The organism is Thiothrix litoralis (assembly GCF_017901135.1).
Taxonomy (GTDB): Bacteria; Pseudomonadota; Gammaproteobacteria; order Thiotrichales; family Thiotrichaceae; genus Thiothrix; species Thiothrix litoralis.
Genome location: NZ_CP072801.1, coordinates 341,985 through 359,222 on the forward strand (window position 1 = coordinate 341,985; position 17,238 = coordinate 359,222).

Here is a 17,238-nt window from a genome sequence, read left to right on the forward strand (position 1 = left end):
AGTACGGGCATGTTTGAATTAATGGATAGCGCAGCGAAAGGTGCTGCAATCAAAGTTATCGGTGTTGGCGGTGGCGGCGGCAATGCTGTCAAGCACATGTTGGCATCAGGTATCGAAGGTGTTGAATATATTTGTGCCAATACCGATTCCCAGGCTTTGGCAGGGATTGGTGTTAAAAGTATCCTGCAATTGGGTACTTCCCTGACCAAAGGCCTGGGTGCAGGTGCAAACCCTGAAATCGGGCGTGAAGCCGCGATTGAAGACCGTGAACGCATCAAGGAATTGGTCAGCGGTACAGATATGTTGTTCATCACCGCTGGTATGGGTGGTGGTACAGGGACGGGTGCTGCCCCGGTCATTGCTGAAATTGCACGTGATATGGGGATCCTGACGGTTGCGGTTGTGACCCGCCCGTTCCTGATGGAAGGTGCGCGTCGCAAGAAGTCGGCAGATGCTGGTATTACGGAGTTGCACAAGCATGTGGATTCCCTGATCACTATTCCTAACCAGAAGCTGCTGACTTCTTTGGGTAAAAATGTTTCCTTGATGTCAGCATTTGAAGCAGCTAACGATGTGCTGTTGAAAGCAGTACAGGGTATTGCAGAGTTAATCACCAATCCCGGCCTGATTAACGTGGATTTTGCCGACGTGCGGGCAGTCATGTGTAACGGTGGTGTCACCATGATGGGTTCTGGTGAAGCGCAGGGTGAAGACCGCGCGTCTAAGGCAGCCCAGATGGCGATTTCCAGCCCGTTGTTGGAAGACATTCGTTTGGATGGTTCACACGGCATCTTGGTCAGTATCAGTGGCGGTCTGGATATGACCATGCACGAGTTTGAGGAAGTGGGTTCTGTGGTAGGACAGTTTGCGTCAGATGATGCGAATGTGATTATTGGTACGACCTTGAACCAAGATCTTGGAGACAGGATCCGTGTCACAATTGTGGCAACTGGCTTGGAAGAGGGTGGGGTAACATCAGTAGCACGCCCATCGCTATCGGTAGTTAGTCAGCAGCCACCACATGCTCGTGGTGTGGATCGTCATGCTCAGCAACAAGCTGCACTGAATGAACAGCGTAGCCGGGTGCGGGATCTACCCCCTGTTGAGTTGGCGCGGGATATTCCCGGTGTGAAGCCTTATGGTTCAGGTCGGGATTCTTCTAGCTACACGTCCCGTGGCAGTGAAAGCAGCTTGGATATTCCGGCGTTCTTGCGTAAGCAAGCTGACTAAGGTTTCGTGCCTATTATCGTTGATAAAGCGACATGCCCGTCGTGGCATTGGGGTATTTTCTCCAATGCCTATGGGGTGTTGGCTATGTGGTATTTTTAAAAATGATGCCTGTATAGGTGGATTTGTGGGTGATTTTAGACATTTGTTGTAACTTGTTCAGACTATAACAAGTCAAATCGACTAGAATTCACTTAATCTAAAAATAACGAGCCAACAACGAACGGGAGTCTATCTTGTTAAGGCAACGGACATTGAAAGCAACGGTATCGACTATCGGCATCGGCTTGCACTCTGGCAAAAAAGTCTCAATGACTTTACGCCCTGCACCTTCCAATACCGGCATTGTGTTCCGCCGGGTTGATATGGATCCCCCCGCTTTGATAGAGCTCCATCCTGAACGGGTAGGTGAAACCATGTTGTGCACCGCCTTGATTGATAAGGATGTCAAGGTTTCAACCATTGAGCACCTGTTATCAGCGCTGGCGGGTCTAGGTATCGACAACCTGTACGTTGATCTGGATGCTGCCGAAATTCCGATTATGGATGGTAGCGCCGCGCCTTTCCTCTATCTGTTGTTATCCACGGGTATTGAAGAACTTAAAGCGCCTAAACGTTTCATTCGTATTAAGAAACCTCTGGAAGCCAGTCGTGGCAATGGTTGGGCAAAATTGTTGCCTTATGCAGGTTTCAAGGCCAGTTTTGAGATTGAATTTGACCATCCGGCCGTCAGTGCTACTACCCAAGCGTTGGAAATAGACTTTTCACGTCAGGCTTATGCCAGTGAGATTGCGCGGGCGCGGACATTCGGTTTTATGCGTGATGTGGAGATGCTGCGTTCCCGCAATTTAGGGCTGGGTGGTAGCCTCGAAAACGCGATTGTGCTGGATGAGTTCCGGGTATTGAATCAGGATGGTTTGCGTTATAGCGATGAGTTTATTCGCCATAAGATTCTGGATGCGATTGGTGATTTGTATACCTTGGGTCACGGCATCATTGGTGCTTATCAGGGTTATAAATCTGGTCATGCAATCAATAATTTACTGGCACGCGAACTACTCCAGCAGCAGGATGCTTGGGAAATGGTCTCACTGGGTAGCAAACAAAAAGCGCAGGCTATTTTTGCTGACAGTTATGCTTTTGCAGGCATCTAGGGGTGAGGTTGGCTGGCAGTCTTGGCAAGTTTCAGAATGGCATCCCTAAGTTCTTTATCATCAATGCCTTGGGCGATGCTTTGCATGATGTCTGCCGCATTCTGAGAGAGTTTGTAAATGTCTGTTTTTTGCTCAACACTTGCAAGATGCAAGCCTATCACCTTAATATCAATGCCGCGAATGTTAGTGTTTAAGTATTTGCTTAAGTATTTGCATAACGAGTGCTGCTGAAAGCGGGCTTGTGTAGCAAAGTGAGGGTCATCGGTCAGGAGTGTTATGCGTTGGTTTTTCAACAAAGGCCAAAAGCGATTGTCGATAGGAATAGTAAAAAAGTGAGCAATAACTTCTGTGAGCGTGTCAATTTGGTGCAGTTTTGCATCAAAACCCCTACTAATCAGTTGATTGATTTTTTTCATCGTTTTTTCTCTCCCCAAACCTGTGAGCTTAACTATGATAAACGCTATGGTCACATTTTTTGAGTTAGAGAGGAATCCAAGAGATTTACTATCATGCAGGTAATCTGTCTTAGTGATGATGGCTCGCGCCGTACATCGTTCATACTGCAACCCTGGAAGCACCTGATTATCCCGGCTGGCATTGTTGCCTTGCTGCTGGTGGGGCTTTCCATTAATCAAATGTTTGGCCTTTATCGGCTGGATGCTACCCCACAAAATACCGATTTGTCCAAAAAAGATGCGGGTAAGCTTCTCTCAGCCCTAGAGCAACAAATATCCACGGTTGACCAAATCAAAAAGACCTACGCGAACTACACAGTGGATGTGGACACGCTGTCGGTGCGTTTGGGAACGTTGGAAGCAGAAATAGCGCGTCTTAATGCATTGGGCAAGCGTGTGGCGGATAAGGCAAAGCTGGATCCGCAAGAGTTTTCGCTGGATGAGAAACCCGGACGGGGTGGTGTCGACCCGGAAGTGTTTTCCGGTCAGCATAAAACCTCATCGAATGAGTTGTTGGCAGCGTTTCAGCAAGCTGAAAATAACGTAGATCGCCAGAAAGGCATGTTAGCAACGCTGGAGCAAATTCTGGCAGGGGTGACCTTGCAGCAGGAAGTCATGCCTTCGGGACGGCCGGTGCGCAGTGGTTACGTTTCTTCTGAGTTTGGTTTCCGGCGTGACCCTTTCAAGGGTAATATGCGCCTGCATAAAGGGATTGATTTCGCAGGCCCTACGGGTACAGAAATTTACTCGGTCGGTGGTGGTGTAGTGTCATTTGCAGGTGAGAAGTCCGGTTATGGCATTGCTTTAGAAATTGACCACGGTGATGGTTTAGTCAGCCGTTATGGACATCTCAGTGCAACCAAAGCTAAAGAAGGTGAAGTGGTCAAAAAAGGTGATTTGGTCGCCTTGATGGGTAGCACAGGGCGTTCTACTGGCCCGCATTTGCATTTGGAAGTATTGAAGAATGGTGAGCAGGTTAATCCGCGTGAATACCTGGACTACGAAGAATAATTCACCGTACAGCCAGTTAAACCGTATATAATGCGATACAAACCGTCCGGTGTAGCGATGTGCCCGCACAACGTTACACTGGACTTTCTGTTTGGAAAGGATACAAGAGAGTAAACGTATGCTGGGTTCCGTAGCCAAAAAGATTTTTGGCAGCCGCAATGACCGTCTGGTCAAGTCTTATTCCAAAGCTGTCAAGAAAATCAATACGTTGGAAGAGCAGTACAAATCCCTGTCTGACGATCAACTGGCAGCTAAAACCACTGAATTTCGCAATCGCCTGCAAAAGGATGAAACCTTGGCGAGTCTGTTGCCTGAAGCTTTCGCCGTGGTGCGTGAAGCAGGCCAGCGGGTACTGGGAATGCGTCATTACGACGTGCAGATGATCGGTGGGATGGTGTTGCATGACGGCAAAATCTCTGAAATGAAGACTGGTGAAGGTAAAACGCTGGTGGCAACGCTCGCTGCTTACCTGAATGCATTGCCGGGCAACGGGATGCATGTTATTACCGTTAACGACTATCTGGCGCAACGTGACGCGGCACAGATGGCACAGTTGTACGGTTTTCTCGGCTTGACCACGGGCGTTATCGTCAATGGGCTGAGTTCTGAGCAACGTCGCGAAGCCTACGCTGCCGACATCACTTACGGCACGAATAACGAATTTGGTTTTGATTATTTGCGCGATAACATGGCCTTCCGCAAGGAAGACCGGGTGCAACGTGATTTGTACTACGCGATTGTGGATGAGGTCGACTCTATCCTGATCGACGAGGCACGTACCCCGCTGATCATTTCTGGCCCTAGCCATGATGCTTCCCAGCTTTACACGGCGATCGACCAGCTTATCCCGAACTTGGTTAAGCAGAAGGAAGAGGATGGCCCCGGCGATTATTCTGTCGATGAAAAAGCGCGTCAGGTGTATCTGAGCGAGGCGGGGCAAGAGCGTGCCGAGCAATTGTTGTGGGATGCGGGCGTGTTACCCGCAGGCCAAGGATTGTACGATACTGTTAGCATCAGCGTGTTACACCATCTGGGGGCGGCTTTACGTGCCCATGCACTGTTCCAGCGTGATGTTGATTACATGGTGAAGGATGGCAAAATTGTCATCGTTGATGAGCACACGGGTCGTGCCATGCCGGGGCGTCGCTGGTCAGAAGGCTTGCATCAGGCGATTGAAGCTAAAGAGCGGGTGAATATCGAGGCGGAAAACCAGACGCTGGCATCCATTACCTTCCAGAACTATTTCCGTCTGTATGAAAAGCTTTCCGGTATGACCGGTACTGCTGATACGGAAGCGTTTGAATTGCAGCAGATTTACGGGTTGGAAGTAGTCGTCATTCCGACGCACCGCCCAATGGTGCGGATTGATTCCAACGACCTGATTTACCTGACGGCGCAAGAAAAGTACGACGCTATCATCAAGGAAATCGAAACCGAAGTTGCCAAGGGTAGGCCGGTATTGGTGGGTACGGCATCCATTGATACCTCTGAACTGGTTTCCAACAAGCTTAAGGCACTGCGGATTCCGCACGAAGTCCTCAATGCCAAGCAGCATGAGCGTGAAGCGCACATTGTTGCTAATGCAGGTCGCCCCGGTGCTGTTACCATTGCCACCAATATGGCAGGCCGTGGTACTGACATCGTGTTGGGTGGCAGTATGGAAGAGGAAGTCAAACAACTGGGTGAAACCCCGAATCCTGAAGCGCTCAAGCAAATTCGTGCTCTGTGGCAAAAGCGTCATGATACGGTAGTCGCTTCCGGTGGTTTGCATATTCTGGGTACTGAACGTCACGAATCACGCCGTATCGACAACCAGTTACGCGGGCGTTCTGGGCGTCAGGGCGACCCCGGCTCTTCACGCTTCTTCCTGTCACTGGAAGACAACCTGATGCGTATTTTCGCCTCTGATCGAGTGAAAAGCATGATGCAGCGCTTGGGGATGGAAAAAGGTCAGGCGATTGAAGCCGGGCTGGTTTCCAAATCCATCGAAAATGCCCAGCGCAAGGTGGAGGCTCACAACTACGACATCCGCAAACATTTGCTGGAATACGACGACGTTGCCAATGACCAGCGTAAAGTCATTTATTCCCAGCGTAACGATTTGCTGGAAGTGGATGACATTAAGGAAACCATTGATGCTATCCGTGAAGATGTGGTGGATGCGATGTTCTCCGCGCATATTCCGCCGGGCAGCATTGATGAGCAATGGGATGTCAACGGTCTCCACAAACAACTTTACACCGACTTCGGGCTGGATTTGCCGATCAAGCAATGGTTGGACACCGAGAAAAACCTGCACGAAGAAAGTTTGCATGACCGTGTTCAAGAGCAAGTGACGGCATTCATCCAGCAGAAAGAAGCGATGATCGGTGAACCGAACATGCGCCGTTTGGAGCGGGATGTGATGTTGCACGTACTGGATGGTGAGTGGAAAGAGCATCTGGCGGCGATGGATTACCTGCGTCAAAGCGTTGGCTTGCGTGGTTATGCCCAGAAAAATCCCAAGCAGGAATACAAGCGCGAAGCCTTCGAGATGTTTGAGCAGTTGCTGGAACGTGTCAAGCATGACGTGGTTGCTTTCCTGATGCGCATTCAGTTGCAAGAGCCGCAACAGGCGATGGCAGAACTGGAAACGCATGAGCCGCAGCCGATGGCTTTTTCTCACCCTGATGCGGGCAACGCTTTCGAGGATGAGGAAGTGGTGGATGCAGTCGTGGGTGAGAATAACCCTTACGAACGCGACGGCGCAAAAGTCGGGCGTAATGACCCATGCCCATGCGGTTCTGGCAAGAAATACAAAAATTGCCACGGTCAATTGGCCTGATATGATTTGGTTTGGTTTTTTGGGAAGTAGGTAACATGGCAGTCAACTTACACGCACCTGATACTTTATTGCCGATTGCTGGCGTGCGCTTGGCATCGGTTAACGCGGGCATCCGTTACAAGAACCGTAACGACCTGCTGTTGATTGAGCTGGAGCCGGGCAGTCATACGGCTGCGGTGTTCACGCGCAATGCGTTTTGTGCCGCACCGGTGCACGTGTGCCGCGCTAACTTGCTGCATTCCAACCCCCGTTACCTGCTGATCAACGCGGGTAACGCGAATGCTGGAACGGGGGAGCAGGGAATGGCTGCTGCTCGCGAAAGCTGTGAACGGGTCGCGGAACAGGGCGCGTGCTGGGCTGAACAAGTGTTGCCCTTTTCGACTGGTGTGATCGGGCAACAACTGCCCGTCGACAAGATCACCGCTGCGTTGCCAGAGGCTTTTTCCAAGCTGGAAGCCGATGGTTGGCTGGAAGCCTCGCGTACCATCATGACCACCGACACGGTCGCTAAAGCGATGAGCCGTCAGGTGGAAATCTTTGGCGAAACGGTAACAATTACCGGGATCGCCAAAGGCGCGGGCATGATCCACCCCAATATGGCAACCATGTTGTCGTATGTCGCTACCGATGCACTGATCGAAAAAGAAGTGCTGCAAAGCCTGCTGAATGATGTGGTGGAAGAAACCTTCAACTGCATTACGGTAGATGGCGATACTTCGACCAATGACTCGCTGATCGTGATGGCAACGGGTAGCTCCGGCATTTATGTCGGTGGTGATGGTTTGCCTGCTTTCCGTCAAGCCCTGTTAGAGGTTTGCCTGTATCTAGCGCAAGCGATTGTGCGTGATGGTGAAGGCGCGACCAAGTTTATCAGCATTGATGTGCAGGGTGCAGCCACCCGTGCAGAAGCGCGAATTGTCGGCAATACCGTGGCACTTTCTCCGCTGGTCAAAACGGCATTGTTCGCCAGTGACCCGAACTGGGGACGTATCCTTGCCGCCGTTGGGCGCAGTCAGATTGATGCACTGGATGTCAGCCGTATCAGCATCTGGTTGGGTGAAACGCTGCTGATCGAAAATGGTGAACCTGCTCCCACTTACTACGAAGAATTGGGCGCAGCAGAAACCAAACGTGATGAAATCAATATCCGCATCTATTTAGGGCGCGGTGAGGCCAGTGCCACAACGTGGACGTGTGATTTCTCTTACGATTACGTCAAGATCAATGCCGAATACCGTAGTTGATTATTTGCATGTCGTCGCAGCGGTTATCCGTGGCGGCGACGGCAGAATTTTGCTGGCGCAACGCCCCGCGAATAAACATCAAGGTGGCAAATGGGAATTCCCTGGCGGCAAAGTCGAGTTGGGTGAAACACCCTTGCAGGGTTTGAGCCGTGAATTGCATGAAGAACTTGGGATTCATGTACTGCAAGCCAGTCCCCTGATCAAAGTCAGGCATGTTTACCCCGAAGGTGCAGTCTTGCTGGATGTGTGGGAAGTCACAGCCTTTAGTGGTGAAGCACACGGGCGCGAAGGCCAGCCAGTCGCTTGGTTTGAGGCTGAGCAGTTGCCGACGCTTGAATTTCCTCCCGCTAATTACCCCATTATTACTGCTGCTCGCCTGCCTGCTCATTGCCTGATTACCCCTGAACCACAAAATCCTGCTGATTTTTTACAACGGTTGGAAGCTCGGTTGCGTGCGGGGATTCGGTTGGTGGTATTTCGCGCTAAGTTATTGTCAGCAGACGACTATGTGGCGTTGGCGCAGGAGGCAATCCGTTTGGCACATTCCTTCGGTGCTAAGGTTATGCTGAATTCGCCGCCAGTGATGTTGGAAGAGGCCGATGGTTTGCATCTGACCAGCCGTCAGTTGTGGGCGGAAGAGAGTATATACCAGTCGCCGTTACGGGATGGGCAGTGGTTATCAGCCTCCTGCCATGATGAGCGGGAATTGCAGCGGGCAGCAGATATTGGGGTGGATTTTGCCTTTCTGTCGCCGATTCTGCCTACGTTGTCACATCCGGGCGCGGTGCATTTGGGGTGGGGTGTTTTCTCTGCCACTGTTGAGCAGGTGAATTTTCCGGTGTATGCCCTCGGTGGCATGGATAGCAGCCACGTTGCAACGGCGCGGCTGGGTGGAGGGCAGGGAATTGCTGCCATCCGCAGTTTGTGGGATGGCGTCTAGCCTATAACTCAAGCATTCAGGTCGGGAATTAACTGGCTATTGATGCGCGAAATCATGTCTTTCAGCAATAGCTTGCGTTTTTTCAGGCGTGATGCCTTGATTTGGTCGTAATGAGACGCTTGCGCCAATTGTGCAAGTGCCTCATCCAGCTCCCGGTGTTCCTGGGTTAGCTCCGCCAGTTTTCGGTGCAGTTCTTCCGTGTCTTGCAGCATGATGGCTCTACTTGGTCAGAATACGGCGTTTTTCCTTATAGCGGATAACGACTTTTTTGTCCGCATTAGGTTTTTCGCTTTGTTGAGCGTAGTCGGGCTTTTCCCAACTGCCAATTTCGTAAGAGCCACCTTGGTCACGGCGTGGCGCTGGATTGCCACCGCCGGTGTAGGGTCCGCCTTCGCGTTTGCGTTGCGCACCCCCGTTGAGGCGACCATAAGGGCCTTTGCGCTGTTGGCGGTCACCGTTATTGGTTGGCTGCTGTTCCTGGCCTTGTGCGGGGCGATTGTCGCGGCGTGCTGCATTTTGCTGCTGGTTGGGGTTGCTACGTCCACCGCCGCCTTGACCTTGGTGTGCGGGGCGCTGTTGGTTAGAGCCACCACGACCTTGTGAGCGCCCACGATCACCTTGTCCACCATTGCCACCGTTGTGCTGGCGTTGGCCGCCGCCGTTGTTGTTACTGCGGTTGCTGCGCGGGGAACGTACTGCCGGGGTAAAGCCAGAGGTGTGTTCCAGCGGGGCAAGGCCGGGCAGGTTACATTGCTCGATGGAATCACCCAGAAAGGTTTCGATCAGTTTCAGGTTGTCACGTTCGCGCGGCAGTACCACGGCGATAACAGCCTCTTCACGGGAATCGGGGTTGATGCCGTGCAGACGTTTTTCGTAATCTTCAACTTTTTGCGGCAATTCAAAGTTGATGATGTGTTCATCACCATGCAGGTTGGCTGGCAAATTGTCCTGATCGGCGTAGATCAGGATAGGGCTGGCATTGCCGTTGCGCTCGGATTCTGGCAAATCAGCCGCCACTTCAGCGGTATGCCCGTGGTTGGCAAGGCTTTCTGCCAAGGCTTTGGCAACCTTGCTGGTGATGGTGAATATAACAGTGGGTTCGCCGGAAAATTCATCCAGCAAGTGATCCATCAAGGCAATTTTATGAGTGTAGTCATCGGCCAGATGCACGACTTGTGGAATTAGCCGCAGTGGGTTGCGGTCGTCATCCACTTCCAGCTCTTCTGCTCCGGCGAGTACCGCGCGGGCATAAGCAGCAATATCACCTTCAGGGCGCACAAACGCAATGACCGGACAGGCGGTGGTGCGTTCGGCGAGAATTTTGTTGATCAGCCCGTGTAAGCCCTTGTGGTAGATGGCGCTCAGGTCGTCAATGATCAGCATTTCCAGTTTGGAAAAGTCTGCCTTGTTGTTGTCCACCAGATCGTTCAAGCGACCGGGGGTGGCAATCATCAAATCCAGTGGGCGGCGTAACAGGCGCATTTGCGGCTGGTAAGGGCGTCCACTCACGATAAAACCGGAACGGATTTGCTGCTCATCCCCCATCAAACGCTTGATGGTGTAGTTGATCTGATTCACCCGGTCACGGCGCGAGGTCAGTACCAAAATGCGGGTATGTCGTTGATCCTCAATGGGATTCGCCAGTACATGGTTAATCGCAGGTATCAAGAAAGCCCCGGTTTTACCGGAAGCCGATTGTGTCCAGATGATGACGCTCTTGTTTTGTGCCACGAGAGGAATCAACTGTTTTTGTAAATCAGTCGGGTTCTCGTAACCGGCGGCCTCAATTTTGGCCGAAAACTCTGGATTTAAGCCTAATTCTGAAAAAGACAAGATGGATACTCCCCGTCTGTGAAATGTGGGTGAGAGTAATTAATAAATACTATCAAACTGGAGAGAGAAAGTTAGCAAAAAAGATGCCCTCAACGACTGCCCGTAACCCGTATTTGAAACGTTTGTGAGGCCCGAACCGAATAATAAAATTATTATATCTGTTGTTGTGAGTCAACAATTATGCACGTTATTGTTGTGAAATTACATCACAATTTCTATCGCTTTCTCCAATCTGGCGATGGCGACCACTTTCATGCCCTCAATCGGGTGACGTGGTTTGTTGCCTTTCGCGACGATAGCCTGTTTAAAACCGTGTTTAGCAGCCTCACGCAAACGCTCCTCACCGTTTGGAACCGGGCGAATCTCGCCTGCCAGCCCAACTTCTCCAAAAACCACTAGATCAGCAGGCAGAGGACGGTTGCGAAAACTTGAGAGTGCTGCCAGCAACAAGGATAAATCAGCAGCGGTTTCTGAAATCTTAACACCACCGACGACATTTATGAATACATCTTGGTCAAACATTGAAATTCCGGCGTGGCGATGCAGTACAGCTAAGAGCATGGAAAGACGATTTTGTTCCAGCCCAAGGGTAACACGACGCGGTACTGCGCCGTGACTTTGGTCGACCAAGGCTTGTACTTCGACCATCAAGGGGCGCGTGCCTTCCCGCGTTACCATGATGACACTGCCGGAAACCGGCTCTTCGTGGCGTGAGAGGAAAATGGCGGAGGGGTTGCTGACACCTTTCAAGCCTTGCTCGGTCATGGCAAAGACGCCCAGCTCATTGACAGCGCCGAAACGGTTTTTGACGGCGCGGATAATGCGGTAACGTCCGCCGGGGTCGCCTTCAAAATACAACACGGTGTCGACCATGTGTTCGAGTACGCGTGGGCCTGCGAGTGTGCCTTCCTTGGTGACGTGACCGACGAGGAACATCGCAGTATTGGTTTGCTTGGCGAAACGCACCAGCTTGGCTGCCGATTCGCGGATCTGGCTGATTGAGCCGGGGGCGGCTTGCAGACTGTCGGTGAAAACAGTCTGGATGGAGTCGATTACCATCAGATGCGGTTTTTCTTGCGAAACTAGACTCAGGATGTTTTCCACGCAAGTTTCAGTCAGCAGACGCAAGTTGTCGGTGGGTAGCCCTAAGCGGCGTGCGCGTAGGCCAACTTGTTGCAGGGATTCTTCACCTGTGACATACAAACTTTTTAGTTCGGTCAGAGTAGCAAGGGTTTGCAGCAGGATGGTGGATTTGCCGATGCCGGGGTCGCCACCAATCAATACCACGGAACCGGCCACCAGCCCGCCACCCAGTACCCGGTCGAGTTCGGGTTGGTGGGTAAGGATACGTGGGGCTTCGCTCAAGCTGACTTCGTGCAGGGAACGGATGACGGCTTGCTCACCGGCGTAACCGCCTGCGCGGGCGTTTTGCGGGTGTTTGCTGGCGGGGAGGCTGAGGGTTTCTTCCAGCGTGTTCCATGCGCCACAGTCGCCGCATTGCCCGCCCCATTTGGTATGCACGCTGCCGCAGGCGGAGCAGTAGTATTGGTGTTTAGCTTTACTCATCGTCTTCTGCGCGTATGCGTTGGATTTTGGGGTGAATGATCAGCGTTTTGACTGCATTGTTGCGAGTCTTGCGGATTTCCAGCGGGTAATCGTCAATGAGCACCGTCATGCCGGGGACGGGGATAGATTCGAGGTATTCCAGAATCAACCCATTGAGGGTGTTGGCTTCTTCCGAGGCGAAACGGCTGCCGAGTTCGCGGTTAATGTCGCGGATCGGCATAGCGCCGTCTACCCAGTAGCTGCCGTCTTCCATCTGGCGGATTTCACGCGATTGGCTGCTGGGTGTGGTAGAAAATTCACCGACGATTTCTTCCAGAATATCTTCTAGCGCCACCAAGCCGAGGAGTTCGCCGTATTCATCCACGACCAGCGCGATACGGCGGTTTTCCGTTTTAAAGTTGAGTAGCTGCTGGGTGAGTGGGGTGCTGTCGGGGATGAAGTAAGCAGGGCGAATGCTGGCTTCAAAACGTTCGCGTTCCAGGTGCCCGTCACGGAACATGGGTAGTAATTTGCGCAAGTGTACGAAGCCAAGGACATTATCGAAGTTTTCCCGATAGACCAGCAGGCGCGTGAAGTTGCTGTGGATGATTTGTTCTTCCAGCTCATTCCAGTCGTCGTCGAGATCCAGCCCCATTAGTTGGCTGCGCGGGATCATGATGTCTTCTACCGTGGTGCTTTCCAGATCCATAACTCGTAGCAGCATGTCGAGGTGAGTTTGTGGGATATGCGTTCCGGCGGAACTGACCACGGTGCGTAATTCTTCATGGCTGAGGGCGACGCGGCTGGTTTCATCGCTGTGTGCACCAAATAAGCGCAACAGGTTATTGGTAATCAGGTTGAGCAGCCATACAAACGGCCACATGACTTTCATCATGACGACGTAAAAGCGTGATGCGATGAAAGCGATGCGTTCCGGGTGCATGGCTGCCAGTGTTTTGGGGGTGATTTCTCCGAAAATCAGCAGCAGGAAGGTCAGGATGCCGGTAGCAATCGCTAAACCTGCATCTCCAAACAGGCGTAAGCCCAGTAAAGTTGCAAGTTGGGTGATCAGGATATTGATGAAGTTATTGCCTAACAGAATCAGGCTGATCAGACGGTCAGGCTTGCTCAGTAGCTTTTGTGCCAGAATCGCACCGGCATGGCCTTTTTCTGCCTGATGCTTCAGCTTGTAGCGGTTGAGTGACATCAACGCTGTTTCAGAGCCAGAAAAAAAGGCGGAGAGCAGGAATAGGATAAACAAGACAAAAAATAGTATGCCTAGTGGGGCTTCATTAATATTCACGATTATTTTACCAAAAACTCCAGCACAAATTTGCTGCCGAAGAAGGCTAGCATCAGGATGAAAAATCCGCTGAGTGTCCAGCGGATGGCGATGCGCCCGCGCCAGCCGTATTGCCAGTGACCAATCAGCAGAATGCTGAACACTACCCATGCCACAATCGACAGGATGGTCTTATGCACCAAATGTTGGGCGAACAGGTTGTCAACATACAGCGCACCGCTGAGCAGGCCAAAGGTTAACAGGATAACGCCGAGTAAGATCAATTTGAACAACAAGGCTTCCATGTCGAGCAGCGGCGGCAAGGTGCGGATCAAGCCGCCGGGGTGATGGTTGTGTAAGTGCCGGTTTTGCAAAGCCAGCAACAAGGCTTGCAGTGCTGCCAGCGTTAACATGCTGTAAGCGAGTAGTGAGGTAAAAATATGCACGCCCAGCCCGCTATTCAAGTTAATGGTCGCCGTGTGTTCCGGGCTGAGTAGCGGTAACAGCATGGCACTCAAGGTAAAGGGTACGACAAAAATACCGAGGGTTTCCAGTGGGCGGCTCAACATGGTGACGAACAGGAGCAGGTTACACAGCCACATCACAATGGAACTGGCCGCCGCAAAACTGATGGCGACTCCTTCTACTTGCCAGACATGGTGCAGGATAGTCCAGCCATGCAGGGCTAATGCGATTACCCACAGCATCACCAGCACCCCACGGTAGTGAGGCGAACGTGTTTGCAAACGGTCGCGTAAACGCACGCCGATGAGTAGCCATGTGGACAGCCAAGCGAGTGTGGCGAACAGGTTAAGGGTTATTGTCATTAGTCAAACGGATTTCGTGGGTTAGCGATAAAATTTCAGTAAAACGACCCTTGTGAGGGAACGCATTCACTTTTGCTTTAATGCTATGATAGCAACTTGTGCCTGAATGGGACTAGCAAGAAGTCAATATCATGTTCGAGAATTTAAGTGAACGTCTTTCGCAGACGGTAAAAAAACTGCGCGGTCAGGCACGTCTGACCGACGATAACATTAAAGATGCCCTGCGTGATGTGCGGATGGCACTGTTGGAAGCGGATGTGGCGTTGCCCGTGGTGCGTGAATTCACCAATAGGGTGCGCGAGCGGGCGATTGGTCAGGAAGTGTTGGAAAGCCTTAGCCCCGGTCAGGCATTGATCAAAGTGGTCAATGATGAGCTGGTTGACCTGATGGGTAAAGCCAATGAAACACTGTCACTGAATGCCCAGCCACCAGCAGTCATTCTGATGGCGGGTTTGCAAGGCGCGGGTAAAACCACCACGGTTGGTAAGCTGACCCGCTTTTTGAAAGAGCGCCAGAATAAATCCGTGATGGTGGCCAGTTGCGATGTGTACCGTCCGGCAGCCATCAAGCAGCTTGAGACTATTGCGGGGCAGACGGGTGGTGTTTTCTTCCCCAGTGATGTCGCCCAGAAGCCGGTGGATATTGCTAAGGCTGCCGTGGCACAAGCCAAACTCAAGTATATGGATGTGTTGATCATCGACACGGCAGGGCGCTTGCACGTCGATGCCGAGATGATGGCAGAAATTCAGGCTATTCACTCGGTGGCTAATCCGGTTGAAACCCTGTTCGTGGTGGATAGCATGACGGGGCAGGATGCGGCGAATACCGCGAAAGCCTTCGGTGATGCACTGCCGCTGACCGGCGTGGTGCTGACCAAAGCGGATGGTGATGCACGGGGTGGTGCGGCATTGTCGGTGCGTTACATTACCGGCAAGCCGATCAAATTCATCGGGATGGGCGAAAAGCTGGATGCTTTGGAGCCATTTTACCCAGATCGGATGGCATCACGCATTCTAGGCATGGGCGATGTGTTGAGCCTGATTGAGGATGCGCAACGTCAAGTCGACCACAAAAAAGCCGCCCAATTGGCGAAAAAGCTTAATAAGGGCAAGTCCTTCGACTTTGAAGATTTGCGTGAGCAGATGCAACAAATGCAGAAGATGGGGGGTATGGCAGGCTTGATGGATAAATTGCCGGGTATGGGTAACTTGCCAGCCAACGTCAAAGATCAGGCAAATGACAAGGAAGTTCGCCGCATGATCGCCATTATTAATTCCATGACATTGGAAGAGCGCCGCAATCCTGATCTGATTAAATCTTCACGCAAACGCAGGATTGCCGCCGGGTGTGGCTTGCAGGTACAGGATGTAAACCGGTTGATGAAGCAGCATTTGCAGATGAGCAGGATGATGAAGCAGTTTTCTAAAGGGGGGCTACGCAAGCTGATGGGCGGCATGAAAGGAAAGTTGCCGGGAGGCGGTGGATTTCCGCCGATGGGTGGTTTCCCCGGATAGCTATATTAGACTTTTTTGATATTTATGGCATCCATTCAGGTATTTTACGATAAGATGCGTTTGCCTAGTGGATTGTCTGGTTGTATGATGCGCATCATCCAGAAAATTCATGGCCTGGATGATTGCTTGTGTCAGAGATAACTCTGCCATGGCAGGATTTCCCGTTCCATATCAATTGTTTAGAGAGTTTTACTATTATGAAAATCAAATCTCAAGTGGCTATCGCTAGTTTGTTGTTCGCTGGTTTGTTGACAACTGGTTGTCAACAAATGGGTGCTCAGCAGTCTACTGGTCAACAAGTAACAGAAGCACCTGCGGTAGTTGCTCCAGCGCCTGTTGCTCCAGCACCTGTTGCTCGTCCTCAAGTTCGTCAAGCACCAATGCCAGTGGTTCCTAGAGTGAAAGCTAAAGGCAACTACAAAGGTCGAGTTGAAATGGATCCAGCTTCTCAAGGTGCTATGCAACAGTACCAGCAGTAATCTGTCTGTATGCCCATAGGATATCGTTCTCTTAAGTGAGAATACTATTCTGTAAAGCCTCTTGCCTTTAGCAAGGGGCTTTTTTTTGCCCGTTCTGTCTATTTGTATTTTTTATTGGCAAATAGCTTTGATTTTGCTTTAGCCTTTGGCACATTTGATGCAATCTATTTTCGAGTTTGAAAATGATGCAACTGAGTCTGTATCCGTAGTGACCTGCGTTTTCTACAGGTTTTTTGTGTTGATTCATGCTAAATTTGCTTGTATGTGTGGTCGGGATCGCCTTGATTCTTTGCTACACTTTGTGTGTTTTCCTTAAACAATGAAAGAGACCAAGACGATGAAAATGAAATCTCAATTGACACTTGCAACCCTGATTGTTGCCGCTATGTTTGCTACTGGTTGCCAACAAATGGGTGGTATGAGCCAACAAACAGCTCAACAAGCTACGCCAGCCCCTGTTGTTCAAGAGCCAGTTATCGCTGCTCCTGCTGCTCCTGCGGGTCAGCATTGCCATAATGAAGCACCTTCTTGTGCGAATAAATGCCATAGCCATGCAGGCGCTGTTCCAGGCCATAAGCATGTTTATGGTTGTGTTGCTGGTCAAGGCAAGCGCCCAATGATTCCTAGGGTTAAAGCCAAGGGTAACTACAAAGGTGCAGTTTCCATGGATCAATCTTCCACATCTGTCATGCAGCAATACCAGAAGTAATTCTGGTTGGTGCTATCAGCGCCTGTTAAGCGAGTATCAGACGCTGATGTCATGAGAAACTGCCCAGTTACGAAGTAACTGGGCAGTTTTTTATTGAAATTCTTGATAAGTCAATCTACGCTAGTGTTCTCTTGGAACTTATGGGTGTTTTCGTTTGTGATCATCATGCATGGGGAAACCTGTTGGGCTTTTGT

The 17,238-nt window shown here is 51.1% G+C and carries 15 protein-coding genes; 9 read left to right on the plus strand and 6 right to left on the minus strand.

Annotated features, from left to right (window positions below):
• The first annotated feature begins 9 nt into the window (after window positions 1-9).
• Window positions 10-1,230: a cell division protein FtsZ gene (gene ftsZ / locus J9253_RS01745; protein WP_210223028.1), complete on the plus strand. Its 1,221-nt coding sequence runs from the start codon at window positions 10-12 to the stop codon at window positions 1,228-1,230.
• Between the two features lie 233 nt (window positions 1,231-1,463).
• Entirely contained in the window at window positions 1,464-2,381 is a 918-nt protein-coding gene (gene lpxC / locus J9253_RS01750; protein ID WP_210223029.1) for a UDP-3-O-acyl-N-acetylglucosamine deacetylase, read from the plus strand.
• Here lpxC and J9253_RS01755 read toward each other — a convergent pair.
• Complete coding sequence (locus J9253_RS01755; protein WP_210223030.1) at window positions 2,378-2,797, minus strand: hypothetical protein; 420 nt, start codon at window positions 2,795-2,797, stop codon at window positions 2,378-2,380. The two genes, lpxC and J9253_RS01755, sit on opposite strands and share 4 nt — an antisense overlap.
• A gap of 93 nt (window positions 2,798-2,890) precedes the next feature.
• Between J9253_RS01755 and J9253_RS01760 the strand changes: the two genes are divergently transcribed.
• The 4 genes from J9253_RS01760 to J9253_RS01775 all read left to right on the plus strand — a co-directional run bounded on the left by J9253_RS01760 (window position 2,891) and on the right by J9253_RS01775 (window position 8,855).
• Window positions 2,891-3,847, plus strand: a complete 957-nt coding sequence (locus J9253_RS01760; RefSeq protein WP_210223031.1) for a M23 family metallopeptidase — start codon at window positions 2,891-2,893, stop codon at window positions 3,845-3,847.
• Between the two features lie 118 nt (window positions 3,848-3,965).
• On the plus strand, window positions 3,966-6,671 hold the full coding sequence (secA, locus tag J9253_RS01765; RefSeq protein WP_210223032.1) for a preprotein translocase subunit SecA: 2,706 nt from the start codon (window positions 3,966-3,968) through the stop codon (window positions 6,669-6,671).
• 35 nt (window positions 6,672-6,706) lie between these two features.
• The gene (gene argJ, locus J9253_RS01770) at window positions 6,707-7,915 is read left to right on the plus strand and encodes a bifunctional glutamate N-acetyltransferase/amino-acid acetyltransferase ArgJ (RefSeq protein ID WP_210223033.1); all 1,209 of its coding nucleotides are present in this window, start codon (window positions 6,707-6,709) and stop codon (window positions 7,913-7,915) included.
• Window positions 7,896-8,855, plus strand: coding sequence for a Nudix family hydrolase (locus J9253_RS01775; RefSeq protein WP_210223034.1), 960 nt, complete (start codon window positions 7,896-7,898; stop codon window positions 8,853-8,855). Before argJ ends, J9253_RS01775 begins: the two co-directional genes overlap by 20 nt.
• 8 nt (window positions 8,856-8,863) lie before the next feature.
• Here the strand turns inward: J9253_RS01775 and J9253_RS01780 are convergent, their stop codons facing one another.
• The 5 genes from J9253_RS01780 to J9253_RS01800 all read right to left on the minus strand — a co-directional run bounded on the left by J9253_RS01780 (window position 8,864) and on the right by J9253_RS01800 (window position 14,342).
• Complete coding sequence (locus J9253_RS01780) at window positions 8,864-9,067, minus strand: YdcH family protein (RefSeq protein ID WP_210223035.1); 204 nt, start codon at window positions 9,065-9,067, stop codon at window positions 8,864-8,866.
• Between the two features lie 7 nt (window positions 9,068-9,074).
• Window positions 9,075-10,688 carry a DEAD/DEAH box helicase gene (locus J9253_RS01785; RefSeq protein WP_210223036.1) on the minus strand — a complete coding sequence of 538 codons (1,614 nt, stop codon included), beginning with the start codon at window positions 10,686-10,688 and terminating at the stop codon, window positions 9,075-9,077.
• A 201-nt stretch (window positions 10,689-10,889) separates the two neighbouring features.
• Window positions 10,890-12,254 carry a DNA repair protein RadA gene (gene radA, locus J9253_RS01790; protein ID WP_210223037.1) on the minus strand — a complete coding sequence of 455 codons (1,365 nt, stop codon included), beginning with the start codon at window positions 12,252-12,254 and terminating at the stop codon, window positions 10,890-10,892.
• Window positions 12,247-13,536 (minus strand): HlyC/CorC family transporter, encoded by a 1,290-nt coding sequence (locus J9253_RS01795; RefSeq protein ID WP_210223038.1) that lies wholly within the window; start codon window positions 13,534-13,536, stop codon window positions 12,247-12,249. Before J9253_RS01795 ends, radA begins: the two co-directional genes overlap by 8 nt.
• Window positions 13,537-13,538: 2 nt before the next feature.
• Complete coding sequence (locus tag J9253_RS01800) at window positions 13,539-14,342, minus strand: cytochrome C assembly family protein (protein ID WP_210223039.1); 804 nt, start codon at window positions 14,340-14,342, stop codon at window positions 13,539-13,541.
• Window positions 14,343-14,473: 131 nt separating this feature from the next.
• On the opposite strand from J9253_RS01800, the gene ffh reads away from it, so the two are divergent.
• From ffh to J9253_RS01815, 3 genes are all read left to right on the plus strand, one after another.
• The gene (gene ffh, locus J9253_RS01805) at window positions 14,474-15,856 is read left to right on the plus strand and encodes a signal recognition particle protein (protein ID WP_210223040.1); all 1,383 of its coding nucleotides are present in this window, start codon (window positions 14,474-14,476) and stop codon (window positions 15,854-15,856) included.
• 197 nt (window positions 15,857-16,053) lie between these two features.
• Window positions 16,054-16,335 (plus strand): hypothetical protein, encoded by a 282-nt coding sequence (locus J9253_RS01810; protein ID WP_210223041.1) that lies wholly within the window; start codon window positions 16,054-16,056, stop codon window positions 16,333-16,335.
• 337 nt (window positions 16,336-16,672) lie between these two features.
• Complete coding sequence (locus J9253_RS01815) at window positions 16,673-17,044, plus strand: hypothetical protein (protein ID WP_210223042.1); 372 nt, start codon at window positions 16,673-16,675, stop codon at window positions 17,042-17,044.
• Window positions 17,045-17,238: the final 194 nt, after the last annotated feature.